Source organism: Leisingera sp. ABM4_101 (genome assembly GCF_056158725.1).
The window spans coordinates 962,501-980,122 of record NZ_JBSWTV010000002.1 but is presented as its reverse complement, the minus strand read 5'-3'; the positions used below and the strand labels follow the sequence as shown (position 1 = coordinate 980,122).

At 63.0% G+C, this 17,622-nt stretch carries 12 protein-coding genes and 2 rRNA genes (1 of these 14 running past the window's edge); 5 read left to right on the top strand and 9 right to left on the bottom strand.

Going from position 1 to position 17,622, the window contains the following annotated elements:
• Positions 1–9: 9 nt before the first annotated feature.
• Positions 10–861: a LysR family transcriptional regulator gene (locus tag ACXAEK_RS05760; protein ID WP_475040389.1), complete on the bottom strand. Its 852-nt coding sequence runs from the start codon at positions 859–861 to the stop codon at positions 10–12.
• Between the two features lie 99 nt (positions 862–960).
• On the opposite strand from ACXAEK_RS05760, the gene ACXAEK_RS05755 reads away from it, so the two are divergent.
• Positions 961–1,551 (top strand): HD domain-containing protein, encoded by a 591-nt coding sequence (locus tag ACXAEK_RS05755; protein ID WP_475040387.1) that lies wholly within the window; start codon positions 961–963, stop codon positions 1,549–1,551.
• 231 nt (positions 1,552–1,782) lie between these two features.
• Complete coding sequence (locus ACXAEK_RS05750) at positions 1,783–2,199, top strand: VOC family protein (RefSeq protein ID WP_475040385.1); 417 nt, start codon at positions 1,783–1,785, stop codon at positions 2,197–2,199.
• A gap of 74 nt (positions 2,200–2,273) precedes the next feature.
• Here ACXAEK_RS05750 and ACXAEK_RS05745 read toward each other — a convergent pair whose 3' ends face one another.
• The 6 genes from ACXAEK_RS05745 to ACXAEK_RS05720 all read right to left on the bottom strand — a co-directional run bounded on the left by ACXAEK_RS05745 (position 2,274) and on the right by ACXAEK_RS05720 (position 10,699).
• Complete coding sequence (locus ACXAEK_RS05745) at positions 2,274–2,408, bottom strand: hypothetical protein (RefSeq protein ID WP_475040383.1); 135 nt, start codon at positions 2,406–2,408, stop codon at positions 2,274–2,276.
• A gap of 362 nt (positions 2,409–2,770) precedes the next feature.
• Positions 2,771–5,278: a GcvT family protein gene (locus tag ACXAEK_RS05740; protein ID WP_475040381.1), complete on the bottom strand. Its 2,508-nt coding sequence runs from the start codon at positions 5,276–5,278 to the stop codon at positions 2,771–2,773.
• Between the two features lie 217 nt (positions 5,279–5,495).
• Positions 5,496–5,843 (bottom strand): hypothetical protein, encoded by a 348-nt coding sequence (locus ACXAEK_RS05735; protein WP_475040379.1) that lies wholly within the window; start codon positions 5,841–5,843, stop codon positions 5,496–5,498.
• A 518-nt stretch (positions 5,844–6,361) separates the two neighbouring features.
• On the bottom strand, positions 6,362–7,765 hold the full coding sequence (locus ACXAEK_RS05730) for an FAD-binding oxidoreductase (RefSeq protein WP_475040377.1): 1,404 nt from the start codon (positions 7,763–7,765) through the stop codon (positions 6,362–6,364).
• A 131-nt stretch (positions 7,766–7,896) separates the two neighbouring features.
• Entirely contained in the window at positions 7,897–9,675 is a 1,779-nt protein-coding gene (ggt, locus tag ACXAEK_RS05725) for a gamma-glutamyltransferase (protein ID WP_475040375.1), read from the bottom strand.
• A gap of 37 nt (positions 9,676–9,712) precedes the next feature.
• Positions 9,713–10,699, bottom strand: coding sequence for a 2-hydroxyacid dehydrogenase (locus ACXAEK_RS05720; RefSeq protein WP_475040373.1), 987 nt, complete (start codon positions 10,697–10,699; stop codon positions 9,713–9,715).
• A gap of 218 nt (positions 10,700–10,917) precedes the next feature.
• On the opposite strand from ACXAEK_RS05720, the gene ACXAEK_RS05715 reads away from it, so the two are divergent.
• The 3 genes from ACXAEK_RS05715 to ACXAEK_RS05705 all read left to right on the top strand — a co-directional run bounded on the left by ACXAEK_RS05715 (position 10,918) and on the right by ACXAEK_RS05705 (position 15,112).
• Positions 10,918–11,415: an SH3 domain-containing protein gene (locus ACXAEK_RS05715; RefSeq protein WP_475040371.1), complete on the top strand. Its 498-nt coding sequence runs from the start codon at positions 10,918–10,920 to the stop codon at positions 11,413–11,415.
• A 343-nt stretch (positions 11,416–11,758) separates the two neighbouring features.
• Positions 11,759–13,972, top strand: coding sequence for an NADP-dependent isocitrate dehydrogenase (locus ACXAEK_RS05710; RefSeq protein ID WP_475040369.1), 2,214 nt, complete (start codon positions 11,759–11,761; stop codon positions 13,970–13,972).
• 156 nt (positions 13,973–14,128) lie between these two features.
• The gene (locus tag ACXAEK_RS05705) at positions 14,129–15,112 is read left to right on the top strand and encodes a capsular polysaccharide export protein, LipB/KpsS family (protein ID WP_475040367.1); all 984 of its coding nucleotides are present in this window, start codon (positions 14,129–14,131) and stop codon (positions 15,110–15,112) included.
• 285 nt (positions 15,113–15,397) lie between these two features.
• On the opposite strand, the gene rrf is transcribed toward ACXAEK_RS05705, so the two are convergent.
• A 5S ribosomal RNA gene (rrf, locus tag ACXAEK_RS05700) occupies positions 15,398–15,512 on the bottom strand.
• Positions 15,513–15,716: 204 nt separating this feature from the next.
• A 23S ribosomal RNA gene (locus tag ACXAEK_RS05695) occupies positions 15,717–17,622 on the bottom strand; it runs 924 nt beyond the window's last position.

The window sequence follows — 17,622 nt, the reverse complement described above, 5'->3', positions numbered from 1 at the left end:
CCCCAGGGTCTAACTGCCCGCGCGCACTTCCCGCAGCCCTTGCAGCACCTGCCTGATCTGCTCCAGCGCCGGATTGTCCGGCAGATACAGTGCCTTGCAGCTGAGGTGTATCGCCGGCGCCTCCTCCACTGCGTGAACCTGGCCGGCCGCCAGCGCCTCTGCCGCCATATAGGCCGGAAAATATCCCATGCCGCCCCGTTTCATCAGATAACGCAGCCCCATCGGCGCATTGCCCAGCACGATGTGCTGGCGGCTGCGCTGCGGCAAAACCTCCTGCAGCTGCGCCGCATATTCGCGTCCGAACTCCAGATTGATGAACAGGGGCAGCGCATCCCGGCCCAGCCGCAGCGGCCGGTCCGCCACCAGCACCAGCGCTTCCGATGCCAGTTCCTCGACGCCCAGCCGGGTGCCCGCCGGCACCTCGTTGACAATGGCCAGGTCCAGCAGCCTGCGCGCCACCGCCTCGGCCATGTTCAGCCCGTGATCGTAATTCAGGGTGAAGGGCACCATGCCCTCTGCCCGCTCCAGCCAGACCGCCACATCCACCAGCAGCGGATCCCAGACCGACAGCTGCGCCCCCAGCCGCAAGGACACCCGCCCCGCCAGGCTGGCCCGCAGATCGCCGGAGACAAACTCCCAGGTGCGCATCATCTGCTCTGCATAGGGCAAGAACTGTCGGCCCGCCGCCGACAGCCGGGTGCCGCCAGGACCGCGCTCGAACAAGCTGGCGCCCAGCGCCTCCTCCAGCGCCTTGATCCGGGCACTGACCGCGGTCTGGGTAATGTTCAGCCCCCGCGCGGCACCGTGAAAACTGCCGGCGGCCTCGATGGCCAGAAAGGTTTCAAAGGCGTTGATCTGCATGTTGATCAATATTTCCGATCAGTTTGAGCAAATCAATTCGTTTTCCTGCTCAGAATGGACAGGCTACGCTGCTGACAGATCAACCAAAGGACACGCGCCATGCTGGACAAAAGCCACAAGCCAAACTGGACCAGTTTCGAAGAAGCCACGCCCGAGGACTGGGCCGCGGTCGAAGCCTATGAGGAAGCCTATAACGCCGCCCTGCCCGACCGCATCCTGGATGCCATCCGTTCGCTGGACGAGGACTGGACCCCCTACCCGGTGAACCGCTACCAGCACTCGCTGCAGGCCGCGACCCGCGCTTGGGAGGACGGCGCCGACGACGAGATCATCGTCGCCGCCCTGGTGCATGACACCGGCGACATCCTGTCGCCCTACAACCATGGTGAATTGTCGGCGGCGATGATGAAGCCCTATGTCAGCGAGAAGACATACTGGATCCTCAAGCACCACTGCGTGTTCCAGGGCTTCTACTACAACCACCACTTCGGCGGCGACCGCAACGCCCGCGACAAATACCGCGACAGCCCCCATTGGGAAGACTGCCGCTATTTCTGCGAGAAGTATGACCAATGCGCCTTTGACCCGGACTACCCGACCAAACCGCTGGAGTTCTTCGAGCCGATCCTGCGCAAGGTCCTGTCGCGCGGCTGGGGCCACATGGAGCTGGCGGAGACAGCTGAGGACTGAGGCCGCCACTCAGGTTTTGCGCCGGGCTGCGCCCGTCGCCACGGGCCAGGCAGGGCGCGCCTTTAGCGCGCCCTGCCTGGCCCAACGGGAGCCTTCGGATTTCATATCCGAATGGCGACGGGCGGGAGGGGTTGATTTGAAGACCCCGGTGTTGAGCCGGAGCCCCTGCCACCTTACAAACTTGCAGAAGTCTTAGGTGAATGGCCGCACGTTCGGAAGGAACACCCCTGCATGATTGCCTATGTCACAGTCGGCGCGGATGACATTGCTCTTGCGAAACGCTTCTATTCTGCGTTTTTGCCGGCTCTCGGCTACGGCCTGGAGGAAGGCCCAGAAGGGCTGAGTTTCGCGCTGCCCGTTCAGCCGGGGCAGTCTCCTGTTCTGCCTGATTTCTACGTCAAGCCTACCTTCGACGGGCGCCCGGCCTCGGCTGGAAACGGGTCGATGGTCGCATTCCAGGCCCGCAATCAAAAGCAGGTGCGCAACCTGCACGCCGCCGCCCTTGCCGCAGGCGGCTCTGACGAGGGTCCGCCGGGGTTCCGCGCTTCCTACGGGCCGCGCTTCTATGTCGGCTACCTGCGCGACCCGCAGGGCAACAAGATTGCGCTGTTTTCAAGTGACCCAAGCGAGCCGGGGCGGGACAGATAGCGCAGGCTACGCAAACCACGGGCGCCCTCTGTCGGCTTGTGTCATTCCAATGTGCCTACCGCCTGACGCTTTGGTCAGCCCTCGCAGCGCAACCGCTTGGCCAGCCCGTGGATTTCTTCTGTGGCCTCAAATCCTTCCTGACCAAGCCGCAAAACTGCTTTTGCTACGAGATCCGGGTTAACAGCTTGCGCTTTTTCTGATGCGGCCACGGCTTCGAACTCATCAGGAGTGCAAGTAAACACGCTTCTGCGCGGGATGCTGTCCAAATACTCAGTAAAACCCGCGTGTTGCAAAACTGTAGAGGCCAGCTCAAGCGGGCCTGCGCAAAGATCATCATCATCGTTCCATGAAGGAGATGCCTCTCTTCACGGTAGTATTTTTGATGAATGCAACGGGCAACTGCAAGCAGCCTGCCGGTATGGGTGTTCTCAGGCTGCGGAAGCCAAGGCGGATAATCCATACCAGAAGGTTGATCCTTTCGCCTTGCCATCTGCAAGAGCGAAGACCGAGCAGCCCCAACAAAAAAGCCCCGGCACATTGGCCGGGGCTTTCTCATCTCTTCCACCAAGGCTTAGCCGTTCTGACGGATGGTCTCGTTCTTCGGATCGTAGGGGCTGTCGCAGGTGACGACCGCATCCCACAGCTTGTCCTGGATCTTGACCTGCAGCTTGGTGCCTTCCACCGCGAACTCGGGCTTCACATAGCCCATGCCGATGGATTTCTCGAAGGCCACCGAGTAGCCGCCGGAGGTCAGGCGGCCCACACGGATGCCATCCTCGGCATAAAGCGCCTCGCGGCCCCAGGGATCGGCGTCTTCGGGTCCGTCGATCAGCAGGGTGCAGCACTTCACGCGCACGCCGGTCTCTTCCAGCTTGGCCTTGCCGTGGAAGTCCTTGGACATGTCGATGAAGCGCGGCAGGTCGGCTTCCAGCGGGGTCGCGTCGCGGCCCAGCTCGTTGCCGAAGGCACGGTAGGATTTCTCCTGGCGCAGCCAGTTCTGGGCGCGGGCGCCGACCAGCTTCATGCCGTGCTTCTCGCCGGCTTTCTCCAGCAAGTCGAACAGGTAGTTCTGCATCTCGATCGGGTGATGCAGTTCCCAGCCCAGTTCACCGGTATAGGCAACGCGGATCGCGTTCACCGGGCACATGCCCAGTTCGATCTGCTTGGCCGACAGCCAGGGGAAGCGCTTGTTGGACAGTGCGGTTTCCGGATCGGCGTCGACGATCACCTCTTTCAGCACATCGCGGGACTTGGGGCCTGCGATGGCGAAGACGCCCCACTGGCTGGTCACGTCCTGGATCTCGATGTAGCCGAACTCCTCCATCTTGTCCTCAGCCGCCTTGCGCAGGAAGTCCGCGTCATACTCGGACCAGGCACCGGCGGAGACGAGGTAGTAGTTGTTCTCGCCGTTGCGGACGATGGTGTATTCGGTGCGGGTGGTGCCAAAGACAGTCAGCGCGTAGGTCAGGTTGATGCGGCCGACCTTCGGCAGTTTGTTGCAGGTGAACCAGTCCAGGAACTGGGTGGCACCGGGGCCTTTGACGACATGCTTGGTAAAGGCGGTTGCGTCGATCAGGCCAACGCCTTCACGCACGGCTTTCGCCTCTTCCACAGCATACTGCCACCAGCCGCCGCGGCGGAAGGAGCGGGCGTCGTGGTCGAAGTTTTCCGGTGCGTCCAGCGGGCCGAAGTAGTTCGGGCGTTCCCAGCCGTTGACCCAGCCGAACTGTGCGCCGCGGGCCTTTTGGCGGTCGAACGCAGGCGCGGTACGCAGCGGGCGGGCTGCCGGACGCTCTTCGTCCGGGTGGTGCAGGATGTAGACGTGCTCATAGCACTCTTCATTCTTGCGGGCCGCGAACTCGGTGGTCATCCAGTTGGAGGAGTAGCGTTTCGGGTCGAGCGACGCCATGTCGATCTCGGCCTCGCCGTCCACCATCATCTGCGCCAGATAGTAGCCGGTGCCGCCAGCGGCGGTGATGCCGAAGGAGAAGCCTTCCGCCAGCCACATGTTCCGCAGACCCGGTGCCGGGCCGACCAGCGGGTTACCGTCGGGGGTGTAGCAGATCGGGCCGTTGAAGTCGTCCTTGAGGCCGGATTCTGCACAGGACGGAACGCGCTCGGCCATCGCCATGTACTGTTCTGCGATCCGGTCCAGGTCCAGCGGGAACAGGTCGGCGCGGAAGCTGTCCGGCACGCCATGCTCGAACTGCGCGGGGGCGCCGCGCTCGTAGATGCCCAGGATCCAGCCGCCGCGCTCTTCGCGGGCATAGGATTCATTGTCGGCGTCGCGCACAACGGGGTGCTCGGGGTTGCCGGCTTCACGCCATTTGACCAGCTCGGGGTCCTTGTCCATGACGATGAATGTATGCTCGACCGGGATGGCCGGCATCTTGATGCCCAGCATCTTGGCGGTGCGCTGCGCGTGGTTGCCGGATGCGGTCACGACGTGCTCGGCGGTGATCACCACCTGCTCGTCGGAGGGCACCAGGTTGCCGCCTTTTTCGACCATCTTGGTGCAGGTGACTTCCCAGTGGGTGCCGGTCCAGTGGAACGCGTCTGCCTGCAGCTTGCGGACGATCTCGACGCCGCGCTGACGGGCGCCCTTGGCCATCGCCTGGGTCACGTCTGCCGGGTTAATGTAGCCGTCTTCGGTGTGGTAGATCGCACCTTTCAGGTCGCCGGTCTCGATCAGCGGCCAGCGCTCTTTGATCTGCTCCGGGGTCAGCCATTCATAAGCCACATCGCAGGTCTCGGCGGTGGAGGCATAGAGCATGTATTCGTCCATGCGCTCCTGGGTCTGTGCCATGCGCAGGTTGCCCACCACGGCGAAACCTGCGTTCAGGCCGGTTTCCTCTTCCAGGGTCTTGTAGAAATCGACCGAGTACTTGTGGATGTGGGTGGTCGCATAGGACATGTTGAACAGCGGCAGAAGGCCGGCTGCGTGCCAGGTGGAGCCGGAGGTCAGCTCGTCACGCTCGATCAGCATGACGTCTTCCCAGCCGGCTTTGGCCAGGTGATAGGCAATCGAGGTGCCGACGGCGCCGCCGCCAACAACAAGTGCTTTGACTTGGGTTTTCATTCTCCGGCTCTCCAGCTTTGTGAGATTCTTGGCGACGGTTATGCCCGCGCATTGAATTCCGCGCAAAATCAGGCCGACGCAAAAACACTCAAAACCGACCTTGCGCGCCACAGCATACCGGATTCTGCTGCAGATTTTGACGGGAATGGCGTTTTTTGCGCAGCAAAAAGGGGGCCGCGGCCCCCTGCTGTCCTGCTGTTGCGGCCAAAGACTGCGGTCAGCAATCCAGGGCATTGCCCCGGCGGATGCAGACCGGCTGCGGCTCTGCCGCTGCCCCGGCGGCGTCTGCCTGCGCCACCTGCTCGCCGCCGGACAGCAGCCGCTTGCCATAGCTTGCCGCCTCCTGCCAGACCGTGGCCTGCCCCTCTGCCCCGGCCCCTGCCAGGCTTGCCGCTTCCCTGGCGGCACGGACCCGGGCAAAGCGGTCCTGCAAAATGGTGCTGTAATCGGTGGCGCTGAGATCGCCCCAGTTGAGGCCGGCATCGCGGGTCTGGATATAGTAGTCATAGCCGATCACCGCCTGAGTGCTGAACACCAGGATGCCCATCGCTTTCTTCAGTCCCATGCTGCCCTCCGGATCCGCAAAATGCTGCCTGTCCATCGGAAGTCAGCACCTGGCGCGAAATTGCGGCAGCAATCCGGCATTTCGGGGAAGAATGCAGCGCAATCGCGTCAGCCCGGCGCGGGCCGTGCCCTGCCGGTTGTTTGCTGCTGCTGTCTGCCTGATACTGATCTTTATAGGCCAGCGGTAAGGAATGGCGGCGCCGCCAAAGGGCGGAGGCGGGACGGGAGGGTTGCTCCCGCACGCGAAACGTCGTCTGTGCGTGCCCGTGCCAATGGGCCCTGTTCCAAGGTGCCGGGTGTGTCAGGCCCGGCGGTGACCGCGATCGGGAAACAGTGTGCCATATGGGGCTTAAAATGCCGTGAGGCCTGCGTACGCAGGGGGTGCAACACCTAGGACCGGCTGCATTGCGGCGGCTGTTTCGCAATGACTATTTTACAAAGAAGAAGGTGCAGGAGCAGGCTTCTTCTTTGTCCAAATACTCAAATGCCGCCACTTGCCCCTCATGGGGCGCCTGCGGCTCACATCTCGACGATCTTGCCCGGATTCAGGATGTTCTCCGGGTCCAGTGCCACCTTGATCGCGGCCATAAACCGGGTCGCGTCGCCCAGTTCCTGCTGCAGATAGGGGCGCTTGCCCTGGCCGATGCCGTGCTCGCCGGTGCACGTGCCATCCATCTCAATCGCCATCTCGTTGAGCCAGCCGATGTACTCATCCGCCTTCTGGCGTTCCGCATCGCTGTCCATGTCAATCAGCAAGAGCGCGTGGAAGTTGCCGTCGCCCACATGGCCGACCATCGGTGCCAGCAGCCCCATGCTCTCGGCCTTTCTGCGCGCCGCGCTGACGCATTCCGCCAGCCGCGAGATCGGCACGCAGACGTCTGTGGACAGGCCTTTGGCGCCGGGGCGCAGTTGCAGGCTGGCCCAATACATGTCGTGGCGTGCCTGCCAGAGCTTGCTGCGCTCCTCCGGTGTCGAGGTGGCGGCGATATCGAAGCCGCCGAATTCTTCAGCAATGGAGGCGAACATGTCCGACTGCTCTACCACGCCCGCGTCGGAGCCATGGAATTCCAGCAAGAGCAGCGGGTTTTCCGGCAGGTCGAGGCCGGAATAGGCATTGGCGGCGCGCACGCTCAGAGCGTCCAGCAGCTCAATGCGGGCCACCGGGATGCCGTACTGGATGGTCATCATCACCGCGCGGCAGGCCTCATCCACGGTGCGGAAGGAGCAGCGGGCAGAGCGGATCGCCTCTGGGATGCCCTGCAGTTTCAGCGTCAGTTCGGTGATCAGGCCCAATGTGCCCTCGCTGCCCACCAAGAGGCGCGTGAGGTCATAGCCGGCCGAGGATTTCTTGGCCCGCTGTGCGGTGCGGATCACGGCGCCGTCCGCCATTACCGCCTCCAGCCCCAGCACGTTGTCCTTCATGGTGCCGTAACGCACCGCGTTGGTGCCGGAGGCACGGGTGGCCGCCATGCCGCCAAGCGAGGCATTGGCGCCGGGATCAATCGGGAAGAACAGGCCTTGGTCGCGCAGATAAGTGTTCAGCTGCTCCCGGGTGACACCGGGCTGCACCACCACGTCCAGATCCTCGGGATGCACCGCCAGGATCTGATCCATCCGCATCATGTCCACGCAGATGCCGCCAGCAGGCGCGTTGACATGCCCCTCCAGCGAGGTGCCGGTGCCGAAGGGAATGACCGGCACACCGTATTCGGCGCAGACCGCGACAATCTCCGAAACCTCCCGGGTGGTGGTGGGGAAGACCACCGCATCCGGTGCCTGGTTGGTGATCCAGGTGGTGGTGTGGCCGTGCTGCTCGCAGATGGCCTGGCCGGTCTGCAGCCGGCCGCCGAACTGCTGGCTCAGCGCATCAATGGCGGCGGCGATCCCGGCCTCGTTGCGCGGCAGTGATGTGGCTTGGACCATGGCGGCCTCCCCTGGCAGCAGGGCGCGGCGCCCCGGAACAATTCACCTGTTAACCTACGCGCCGCTACCGGAGTTCAGCAATACCCAGAACCCCGTAGCCGCCCCAGCCCGTCCGGTCTAACCGCCCAGTTCTAACCGCCCAGTGCAATCCCCTCGCGCCGCGGGTCCGCCGCGCCTTTCAGCCCATCGCCGATCTCAATCGCGTGCAGGCCGGAGGTCAGGTCGCGGGCGTTGACCTCATACCCCATTTCCGTCAGCGCCTCCGTCAGATCCTCCGCGCTGGTGCCTCCCTCGACATCATAGGTGCCAAAGCGGTTGACCAGATGCGGCAGCGCCAGCGCCGCCTGGATGTCCATCCCCCAATCGGCCCAGGCGATGATCGACTTGGCCACATAGCCGATGATGCGGCTGCCGCCGGGGGAGCCGATGGCCAGCACCGGCTTGCCCTCCTTCAGCACAATGGTCGGCGCCATGGAGGACCGCGGCCGCTTGCCCGGCTCCAGCCGGTTGGCGATGGGCACGCCATTCACATGGGTGCGGAAGGAGAAATCCGTCAGCTCATTGTTCAACAGGAACCCACCCGCCATCAGCCGTGAGCCAAAGGCGTTCTCGATGGTCGTGGTCATCGACAGCACGTTGCCGTATTGGTCTACGATGGAGATATGGGAGGTCGAGGGCAGCTCAACCAACTCGTCATCGGCCAGCGAGGCATGGTCGAATTCGGGGGCGCCCGGCGCCACCTCGGGCAGCGCATCATCGCCCTGCAGCAGGTCGGCACGGCTGGCGAGATAGTCCGCCGCCACCAGCCCATGGGTGGGCACCGGCACATAGTCGCTGTCGGCCATATAGCGGCCCCGGTCGGCAAAGGCGAGGCGCGAGGCATCGCCGATCAGCCGCCAGGCCTCGGCGCTGGCTGCACCCAGCCCGGCCAGATCATAGCTCTCCAGCATCCCCAGGATCTGCCCCACGGTCAGCGCGCCGGAGGACGGCGGCCCCATGCCGCAGGCCTCGAAATCGCGGTAGGCAGCGCAGACCGCCGGACGCTCCTTGACCCGATAGAGCGCCAGATCAGTGGCGGACAATACGCCCGGATTGCCCTCGGCGCCGGTCACGGCACGCACGATCTCTGCCGCGATTGGGCCGGAATAAAACGCCCCGGCCCCGCCCTCTGCCAGCGCCCGCAGGGTGGCAGCATAGTCCGGGTTCAGCAGCGTTGCGCCCTCGGCAATGGGCGTACCATCCGGCAGGAAATAAGCCGCGGTCGCCGGGGCGCGCGCCAGCCGTTCGGCGTCGCCCTCGACCAGGGCAGCCAGACGCGGCGAGACGGCAAAACCCTCCTCCGCCAGCGTGATCGCCGGTTCAAACAGCGATGGCCAATTGGCACGGCCCCAGCGGCGATGCGCCGCTTCCAGCAAGGCTGGCGTGCCGGGGGTGCCAACAGAGCGGCCGCCGACAACCGCATCAAAGAACTTCAAGGGCGCACCGTTTTCATCCTGAAACAGGGTCGGCGTGGCCGCCAGCGGCGCGGTTTCGCGCCCGTCCAGCGTGGTCAGCTCGCCCGTCGCTGCGTCATACCAGACCAGGAACGCACCGCCGCCAAGGCCTGAGGACTGCGGCTCCACCAGACCCAGCACGGTCTGCACCGCCACCATCGCATCCGCAGCCGTGCCGCCTGCGCGCAGCACCGCCGCCCCGGCCTCCACCGCGTGCGGGTTTGCGGCAGCGACCATCCAGTTGTCCGCCTGCACCGGCCGGCCTTCGGCCTTGGCCTCCAGCGCGGCGGCCACTTCGGGGGAAATCGCCTCAAAACTGCCGGCTGTTGCCGCTTCGGGGGCAACGAAGTCCGAGGCCTCCTGCGCAGCGGCAGTGCTTGCGGCAAGTGCGGCAGAGGCCAGAATCATATACTTCATGAAAACCCTCCTGTTACTTCCAGCCGCGCAGACGCACTCACAGCATGGACGGCACAACCTGATCCGGCGGCCGGTGGCCGTCTTCAAACGTCTTGATGTTCAAAAGCACTTTCTCGCCCATTTCGATCCGCCCCTCGATGGTGGCCGACCCCATATGGGGCAGCAGCACCACATTGGGCAGCTCGCGCAGGCGGGGGTTGATGTCGGTGCCGTGCTCATAGACGTCCAGCCCCGCACCCGCGATCTCATCCGCACGCAGCATCCGGGTCAGCGCGTGCTCGTCGATCACCTCGCCGCGCGACGTGTTCACGATCACTGCCGAAGGTTTCATCAGTTTCAGACGGCGTGCGTTCATCAGGTGAAAGGTGGAGGGCGTCGAAGGGCAGTTGACAGAGATCACATCCATCCGCGCCACCATCTGGTCGAGGCTCTCCCAATAGGTTGCTTCCAGCGCGTCTTCGATCTCCGGGCGCAGGCGGCGGCGGTTGTGGTAATGGATCTGCATCCCAAAGGCGGCGGCGCGCTTGGCCACTGCCTGACCGATCCGGCCCATGCCCAGGATACCCAAACGGCGCCCCGCGATGCGCCCGCCCAGGAACGCCGTCGGCGCCCAGCCCTGCCAGTCGCCTTTCTGCATCACCGCCAGGCCTTCGGGCATCCGGCGTACCACCGCCATGATCAGCGCCATCGCCATGTCGGCGGTGTCGTCAGTCAATACACCAGGGGTGTTTGATACCAGAATGCCGCGCTGCCGGGCGGTCGCCACGTCGATGTGATCGACCCCGGCGCCATAATTGGCAATCAGCTTCAGCCGCTCGCCCGCCTGCCCCAGCAGCCCTGCGTCGATGGTATCGGTGACGGTTGGCACCAGCACATCGGCCTCTTTCAGGGCTGCGGCCAGCTCAGCTTTGGTCATCGGCGTGTCATCCTCACGCAGGCGCACATCGAACAGCTCGCTCAGCCGGGTTTCCACAGGTTCCGGCAACCGTCGCGTAACAACAACACTCAGTCGGTCTCTTGGCACTTGTGCTCTCCCTTGGGCTTTTCATTTTGCACGCCTCCATGGCATCGTGGCGCAGGATGCGCAGAGGCACAAGAACCCAACCGCATTCCCTGCCCCGCAAGACCGGAAATTTGCCGGGTGCTGCGGGGGCATAACAAGACGGGCAGAAGACCGGAACAAGAGGCTGGGCATAACCCGGCTGGGCAAGAAGAGGCGAGCAGGCAGTGAGAAACGCGGCAATGGCAATCCGCCATCTGGCAGCGGCAGCGGTATCCCTGGCGCTGGCGGGCGCAGCCTGTGCAGCCGAATCCCGCGGCCCTGTCACCAACCTTCCCCTGCCCCGCTATGTCTCAATGAAGGCCGCCACCGGCAATGTGCGCCGCGGCCCGTCGCTGACCCACAAGATCGACTGGGTGTTCAAACGCCGCGGCATGCCGCTGGAGATCACCGCTGAGTATGGCCACTGGCGCCGGGTGCAGGACCGTGACGGTGCCGGCGGCTGGGTGCATTACGCACTTCTGTCCGGTGTGCGCACTGTGCTGGTGGAAGAGGACATGCTGACCGTGCACGCCCGCCCCGACACCCGCGCGCCTGTAACCGCTGCCTTTGAACTGGGCGTGGTGGCGCGCCTCGGCGAATGCGCCACCGACTGGTGCGAGATCTCGGCCGGCGGCTACAGCGGCTGGGCGCCCAAGAAAAAGCTCTGGGGCGTCGCACCGGATGAGCTGCGCGAGTAGCCCCGGCTCTTTCATCTTTCCAGAAATACTCCGGGGTGAATTGGGCCGGCGGTCCAAGAGGGGCAGCGCCCCTCTTGCAACCAAGCCTGCGGGGCAGCACCCCGTTTCTATACTTGCCGGGCAGCGCCACTCCCCTCTGCCGCGGCAATCTGCGCGGGCTTCCCGGGCACCGCACCATTGCACCTGCAGCAATCCTGCTCTACATGGGGACAATATCAATGGCTTCCCAAGCCCGTTCCGCCCCCATTAGGCTGCGCTGGAACACCACTGGAATAACCCCCGGCACGGGCCTGGCCCGGCTGACGTCATAAACGCCTCCGAGATCGCTGAAAGGTTGTGGAACATGGCAGAAAATCAAACCCCGGACATATTGTATACCATTGTAGACGAAGCGCCCGAACTGGCCTCGGCATCCTTCCTGCCGATCATCCGCAAGTTCGCTGCCGCCGCCGGTGTCACCGTCGGCACCAAGGACATTTCGCTGGCCGGCCGCATTATCGCCGCCTTCCCGGAGAACCTGACTGACGCACAGCGCCAGAGCGATGACCTGGCAGAGCTGGGCCAGCTGGTGAAGACCCCGGACGCCAATGTGATCAAGCTGCCGAACATCTCCGCCTCGGTGCCGCAGCTGACCGCTGCCATCAAGGAACTGCAGGCCCAGGGCTATGACCTCCCGGACTACCCGGAAGAGCCCAAGAGTGACGCCGAAAAAGACGCGCGTGCCCGCTATGATGCCATCAAGGGCTCCGCGGTGAACCCGGTCCTGCGTGAAGGCAACTCCGACCGCCGCGCCGCCAAGGCCGTGAAGAACTTTGCCCAGAAGAACCCGCATTCGATGGGTGCATGGTCGGCAGACAGCAAGACCAAAGTCTCGTCGATGCCGGGCAACGATTTCTATGCCAACGAGAAATCCGCAACCATCACCGCCGCCCAGGCCGGTACCGCGAAGATCGAGTTTGTCGCCAAAGACGGCGCTGTCACCGTGCTGAAAGACGGCTGGCCGCTGGAAGAAGGCACCGTGGCGGACGCCACCTTCATGTCGGTCAAGGCGCTGTCGTCCTTCCTCGGCGAAGCGATTGCCGGCACCAAGGCAGACGGCACCATGTTCTCGCTGCACATGAAGGCCACCATGATGAAGGTCTCCGACCCGATCATCTTCGGCCACGCAGTGAAGGCCTGGCTGGCGCCGGTGTTCGACAAATACGGCGCCGAGCTGGAGGCGCTGGGTGTGAACCCGAACTCCGGCATGGGCGACCTCTTGGAGCGCGTCAAAGGCAATGCCGAAATCACCGCCGCCATCGAAGCCGTGCGCGCCGAGCGTCCGGACATGTATATGGTCGACAGCGACAAGGGCATCACCAATCTGCACGTGCCTTCCGATGTGATCATCGACGCCTCGATGCCCGCGGTGATCCGCGCCGGCGGCAAGGGCTGGGACCAGAACGGCAACAAGGGCGACACCAACTGCGTGATCCCCGACCGCTGCTATGCCTCTGTTTATGACGAGACCATCAATTTCTTCAAAGCCAACGGCGCGCTGGACGTGACCACCGCAGGTGCGGTCGCCAACGTCGGCCTGATGGCCCAGAAGGCTGAGGAATACGGCTCCCACCCGACCACGTTTGAGGCGCCCGCCGACGGCACCATCCGCATCGTTCTGGCCAACGGCGAGACGCTGCACAGCCATGACGTGGAAACCGGCGACATCTGGCGCTCTTGCACCGTCAAAAAAGCCCCGATTGAGAACTGGATCCTGCTGGCCATGGACCGCCAGCGCCTGACCGGCTCCGAGGCGATCTTCTGGCTGGACGCAAACCGCGCCCATGACGCAGAGCTGATCAAATACGTGAAGCCCGCGCTTGAGGCGGCCGGCGTTGCGGACAAGTTCCAGATCATGGCGCCGCGCGAAGCCACCCGCCAGAGCCTGGAAACCATCACCGCAGGAAAGGACAGCATCGCCATCACCGGCAACGTGCTGCGCGACTACCTGACCGACCTGTTCCCGATCCTGGAGCTGGGCACCTCGGCCAAGATGCTTTCGATCGTCAAGCTGATGCAGGGCGGCGGGTTGTTTGAAACCGGCGCTGGCGGCTCTGCTCCCAAGCACGTGCAGCAGCTGGTCGAGGAAAACCACCTGCGCTGGGATTCGATGGGCGAGTTCTGCGCCCTCGGCAAGTCTCTGAACTTCCTGGCCGACGTCAAAGGCAACGCCAAGGCCGGCGTGCTGGGCCGCGCTGCTGAGGACGCGACCCAAGGCATCCTGGACCACAACCGCTCGCCCTCGCGCAAGGTCGGCCAGCCCGACAACCGCGACAGCCACTACTGGTTTGCCCGCTACTGGGCCGAGGCGCTGGCAGCTCAGAGTGACGACGCGGATCTGGCGGCGCATTTCGCCCCCATCGCCGAGGAGCTGGGCGCCAAGGAAGAGCAGATCATCAGTGAACTGGCTGCGGCCCAGGGCGCGCCCGCCGATATCGGCGGCTACTTCCGCCCCAGCGTGGAGCTGAAGGCGAAGGTGATGCGCCCCAGCGCCACGCTGAACGCCATCATCGGCTGATCCCAGCGGATCTGAAAACATGGATGCCCGGGGCTTTCCCCGGGCATTTTCTTTGCGCTGCCGCAGCAGGCCGGCTTGACCGCCTGGCCCGCACCGCCCAGAAATTGAGCCTGCGGCCCGACACCGCAGCACAGGCAGGCAGAGAAACAGCATCCCATGCAGAAACGGGGCAGCTTCAAGAAGCTCAATCACTTGCGCCAGCTGGACAGCCGCAAGCGGCCGCTGATCGTGCATGCGGAGGAGGCCTGGTTCCGGCACATCCTGGAGGGCGGCTGCGAGTTTTTCGAGAAGATCGGCGCCAGCGCCCATGCGCGGGGCTGCAAGCCGCTGCTGATCCACGCTGAGGATGTCCTGTCCTTCGGGCTTCTGGGGTCAGATCATCTGCAAATCGTCATCGGCCCGAAGCGCACGCAGGGCCCCCGCATCTTCCACGCCCAGCCCAGCTATCTGCGCGGCTTCTGGTATCTGGACCCGCAGGGCTATTACTGGAACTCCAGCCTCGCCGGGCAGCTGTTTGACCCGCAAGCGGTGGATGGCGCGGCGGCGGAACATTTCTTCAACGGCGTGCGCGGCCATGCCCTGCGGCGCAATGTCTCCAAACGGGCGCAAAGCACGCGAACACCCGGCGGGCTGGCGCCTGCGGATGCCGCCATTTTTGTGCAGGACATCGAGAAATACCGCGAGCCGGTGCATTACCTGACCACAGCGGAGATGATCACAGCCGCCTGCGCGGCAGTGCCCGGCAGGGTCTACGTCAAGCCGCATCCGCTGCAGGATGCTGCCGCGCTGAGCGGGCTGGAAGAGCTCTGCGCCGGAATTGCCAATGCAGAGCTGAGCCGTGCCAGCGTGCATGACCTGATCGAAGCCTCAGCCGCGGTTGTGTCGCAGAACTCCGCCGTCGGGTTCGAGGCGCTGATGCACCGCAAGCCGGTGCTGACCTGCGCGGCAACCGACTATCATCACGGCACGCTGGTCTGCCGCACTGGGGCGGAGCTGCAGGAAAACCTGAACCGGGCCGCAGATGCCTTTGCCGCCTTTCCGTTTGAGCGCTATTTCTATTGGTTTCTGGGCCTGCACATGCTGGAGCCGCAAAAAACCGGCTTCGAAGACCGGGCCTGGCGCCGCCTGCTTCAGGGCTGACAAACACGCTGCAAGCGAGGCGGCACGCCGCCGCCCAGGCATACACATGATCAGCCGTAGAGGCCGCTGGTTTGGAAATCCTGCCAGATGCCCTTGCCTGCCCTGCCTCCTGCCCTGCTTCCTGCCGAGCCAGAGGCAACCGGCTGCGGCACTGGTTCCAAGGTCCAGCGGCCTTCCGTTTAGGGGCGCCATCAAGGGGTTTAAAACAAGAAACCGCTGCACAGCGGAGGGCTGACAGCGGTTGCTCTATATCATCGTTCAGAGAGATTTTTTGGATTTTACTAGGTTTGGCGGTGACCTACTCTCCCAGGGCTTTAGCCCAAGTACCATCGGCGCGGCAGTGCTTAACTTCCGGGTTCGGGAAGGGACCGGGTGTTTCACTTGCGCTGTAGCCACCAAACCGAGAAAAATCCAGATGCCTTCGGCATTTGGATTTTCTCGGTTTGCGGTCGGCAGCGTGCTTACGGAGTAAATACGCGAGAGACCGCCCAGGAGTTATGTCACGACGACGTTTCCAAATGCAGGAGGCGCTACAATCAACATGTCCAAGTTTTGTTAGGGATGTGTTTGCTTTCTGTGTCCGTAACACTGTCTGTTACTGGATCAAATCAAGCCTATCGGGCGATTAGTACCGGTCAGCTGAACGCATTGCTGCGCTTACACCTCCGGCCTATCGGCGTGGTGGTCTTCCACGGCCCTCAGGGATACCTTGTTTTGAGGGGGGCTTCCCGCTTAGATGCCTTCAGCGGTTATCCTGTCCGATCATAGCTACCCTGCACTGCTGCTGGCGCAACAACAGGTCCACCAGTGGATCGTTCACCCCGGTCCTCTCGTACTAGGGGCAACTCCTCTCAAGTATCCTACACCCACGGCAGATAGGGACCGAACTGTCTCACGACGTTCTAAACCCAGCTCACGTACCTCTTTAAACGGCGAACAGCCGTACCCTTGGGACCTGCTCCAGCCCCAGGATGAGATGAGCCGACATCGAGGTGCCAAACACTGCCGTCGATATGGACTCTTGGGCAGTATCAGCCTGTTATCCCCGGCGTACCTTTTATCCGTTGAGCGATGGCCCTTCCACGCGGGACCACCGGATCACTATGGCCGACTTTCGTCTCTGCTCGACTTGTCAGTCTCGCAGTCAGGCTGGCTTCTGCCATTGCACTCAACGAGCGATTTCCGACCGCTCTGAGCCAACCTTCGCGCGCCTCCGTTACTCTTTAGGAGGCGACCGCCCCAGTCAAACTACCCGCCACGCAGGGTCCCGGATCCGGATAACGGACCGCGGTTAGACATCAAGAGTGCGAAGGGTGGTATCTCAAGGGAGGCTCCACAGGAACTTGCGTTCCTGCTTCGATGCCTACCACCTATCCTGCACATCACAATCCTGATGCCAGTGCGAAGCTGTAGTAAAGGTGCACGGGGTCTTTCCGTCTAACCGCGGGAAGCCTGCATCTTGACAGGCAATTCAATTTCGCTGAGTCGATGTTGGAGACAGCGGGGAAGTCGTTACGCCATTCGTGCAGGTCGGAACTTACCCGACAAGGAATTTCGCTACCTTAGGACCGTTATAGTTACGGCCGCCGTTTACCTGGGCTTCAATTCGGAGCTCTCACCCCTCCTTTTAACCTTCAGGCACCGGGCAGGCGTCAGACCCTATACGTCGCCTTACGGCTTCGCAGAGCCCTGTGTTTTTAATAAACAGTCGCCACCCCCTGGTTTGTGCCCCCGGATCCAAGTTGCCTTGAACCCGGGCCTCCTTCTCGCGAACTTACGGAGGTATTTTGCCGAGTTCCTTCAACATCGTTCTCTCAAGCGCCTTGGTATTCTCTACCAGTCCACCTGTGTCGGTTTAGGGTACGGTCTGATGGAGGGCTATTTCCAGGGACCAATCAGCGGCCCGCCCAATCCGATAAGGGCGGACAACCTTCATGATCCGTCACATCCTCCTGGCCCAGGAATATTAACCTGGTTCCCATCGCCTACGCCTTTCGGCCTCGGCTTAGGGGCCGGCTTACCCTGCTCAGATTAGCTTTAAGCAGGAACCCTTGGACTTTCGGCGAGAGTGTCTCTCACACTCTTTGTCGCTACTCATGTCATCATTCTCGCTAGTGATCTCTCCACCGGATGGCTCACGCCCCGGCTTCATCGAAAGCTCCTTGCGTCCAACACCTTCCGAAGAAGGCTAAAGACGCATGGAACTATGTCACACTACGCTCTGCTACCATGCACTATGTGCATCCTCGGCTTCGGCTCATGGCTTGAGCCCCGTTACATCTTCGCCGCAGGACGTCTTATTTAGACCAGTGAGCTGTTACGCTATCTTTAAAGGATGGCTGCTTCTAAGCCAACCTCCTGGTTGTTTTGGACATCCCACCTGCTTTCCCACTTAGCCATGAATTGGGGGCCTTAGCCGGAGGTCAGGGTTGTTTCCCTCTCCACGACGGACGTTAGCATCCGCCGTGTGTCTGCCATCTAGTACTCCCGGGTATTCGGAGTTTGGTTAG

Excerpts from the sequence above, each read along its gene's own strand:
- ACXAEK_RS05735 (WP_475040379.1), bottom strand. The coding sequence starts at position 5,843 with ATGGGACTGAAGAAAGCGATGGGCATCCTGGTGTTCAGCACTCAGGCG.
- ACXAEK_RS05710 (WP_475040369.1), top strand. The coding sequence starts at position 11,759 with ATGGCAGAAAATCAAACCCCGGACATATTGTATACCATTGTAGACGAA.
- ACXAEK_RS05715 (WP_475040371.1), top strand. The coding sequence starts at position 10,918 with ATGGCAATCCGCCATCTGGCAGCGGCAGCGGTATCCCTGGCGCTGGCG.
- ACXAEK_RS05750 (WP_475040385.1), top strand. The coding sequence starts at position 1,783 with ATGATTGCCTATGTCACAGTCGGCGCGGATGACATTGCTCTTGCGAAA.
- ACXAEK_RS05740 (WP_475040381.1), bottom strand. The coding sequence starts at position 5,278 with ATGAAAACCCAAGTCAAAGCACTTGTTGTTGGCGGCGGCGCCGTCGGC.
- ACXAEK_RS05760 (WP_475040389.1), bottom strand. The coding sequence starts at position 861 with ATGCAGATCAACGCCTTTGAAACCTTTCTGGCCATCGAGGCCGCCGGC.
- ACXAEK_RS05705 (WP_475040367.1), top strand. The coding sequence starts at position 14,129 with ATGCAGAAACGGGGCAGCTTCAAGAAGCTCAATCACTTGCGCCAGCTG.
- ACXAEK_RS05730 (WP_475040377.1), bottom strand. The coding sequence starts at position 7,765 with ATGGTCCAAGCCACATCACTGCCGCGCAACGAGGCCGGGATCGCCGCC.
- ACXAEK_RS05755 (WP_475040387.1), top strand. The coding sequence starts at position 961 with ATGCTGGACAAAAGCCACAAGCCAAACTGGACCAGTTTCGAAGAAGCC.
- ggt (WP_475040375.1), bottom strand. The coding sequence starts at position 9,675 with ATGAAGTATATGATTCTGGCCTCTGCCGCACTTGCCGCAAGCACTGCC.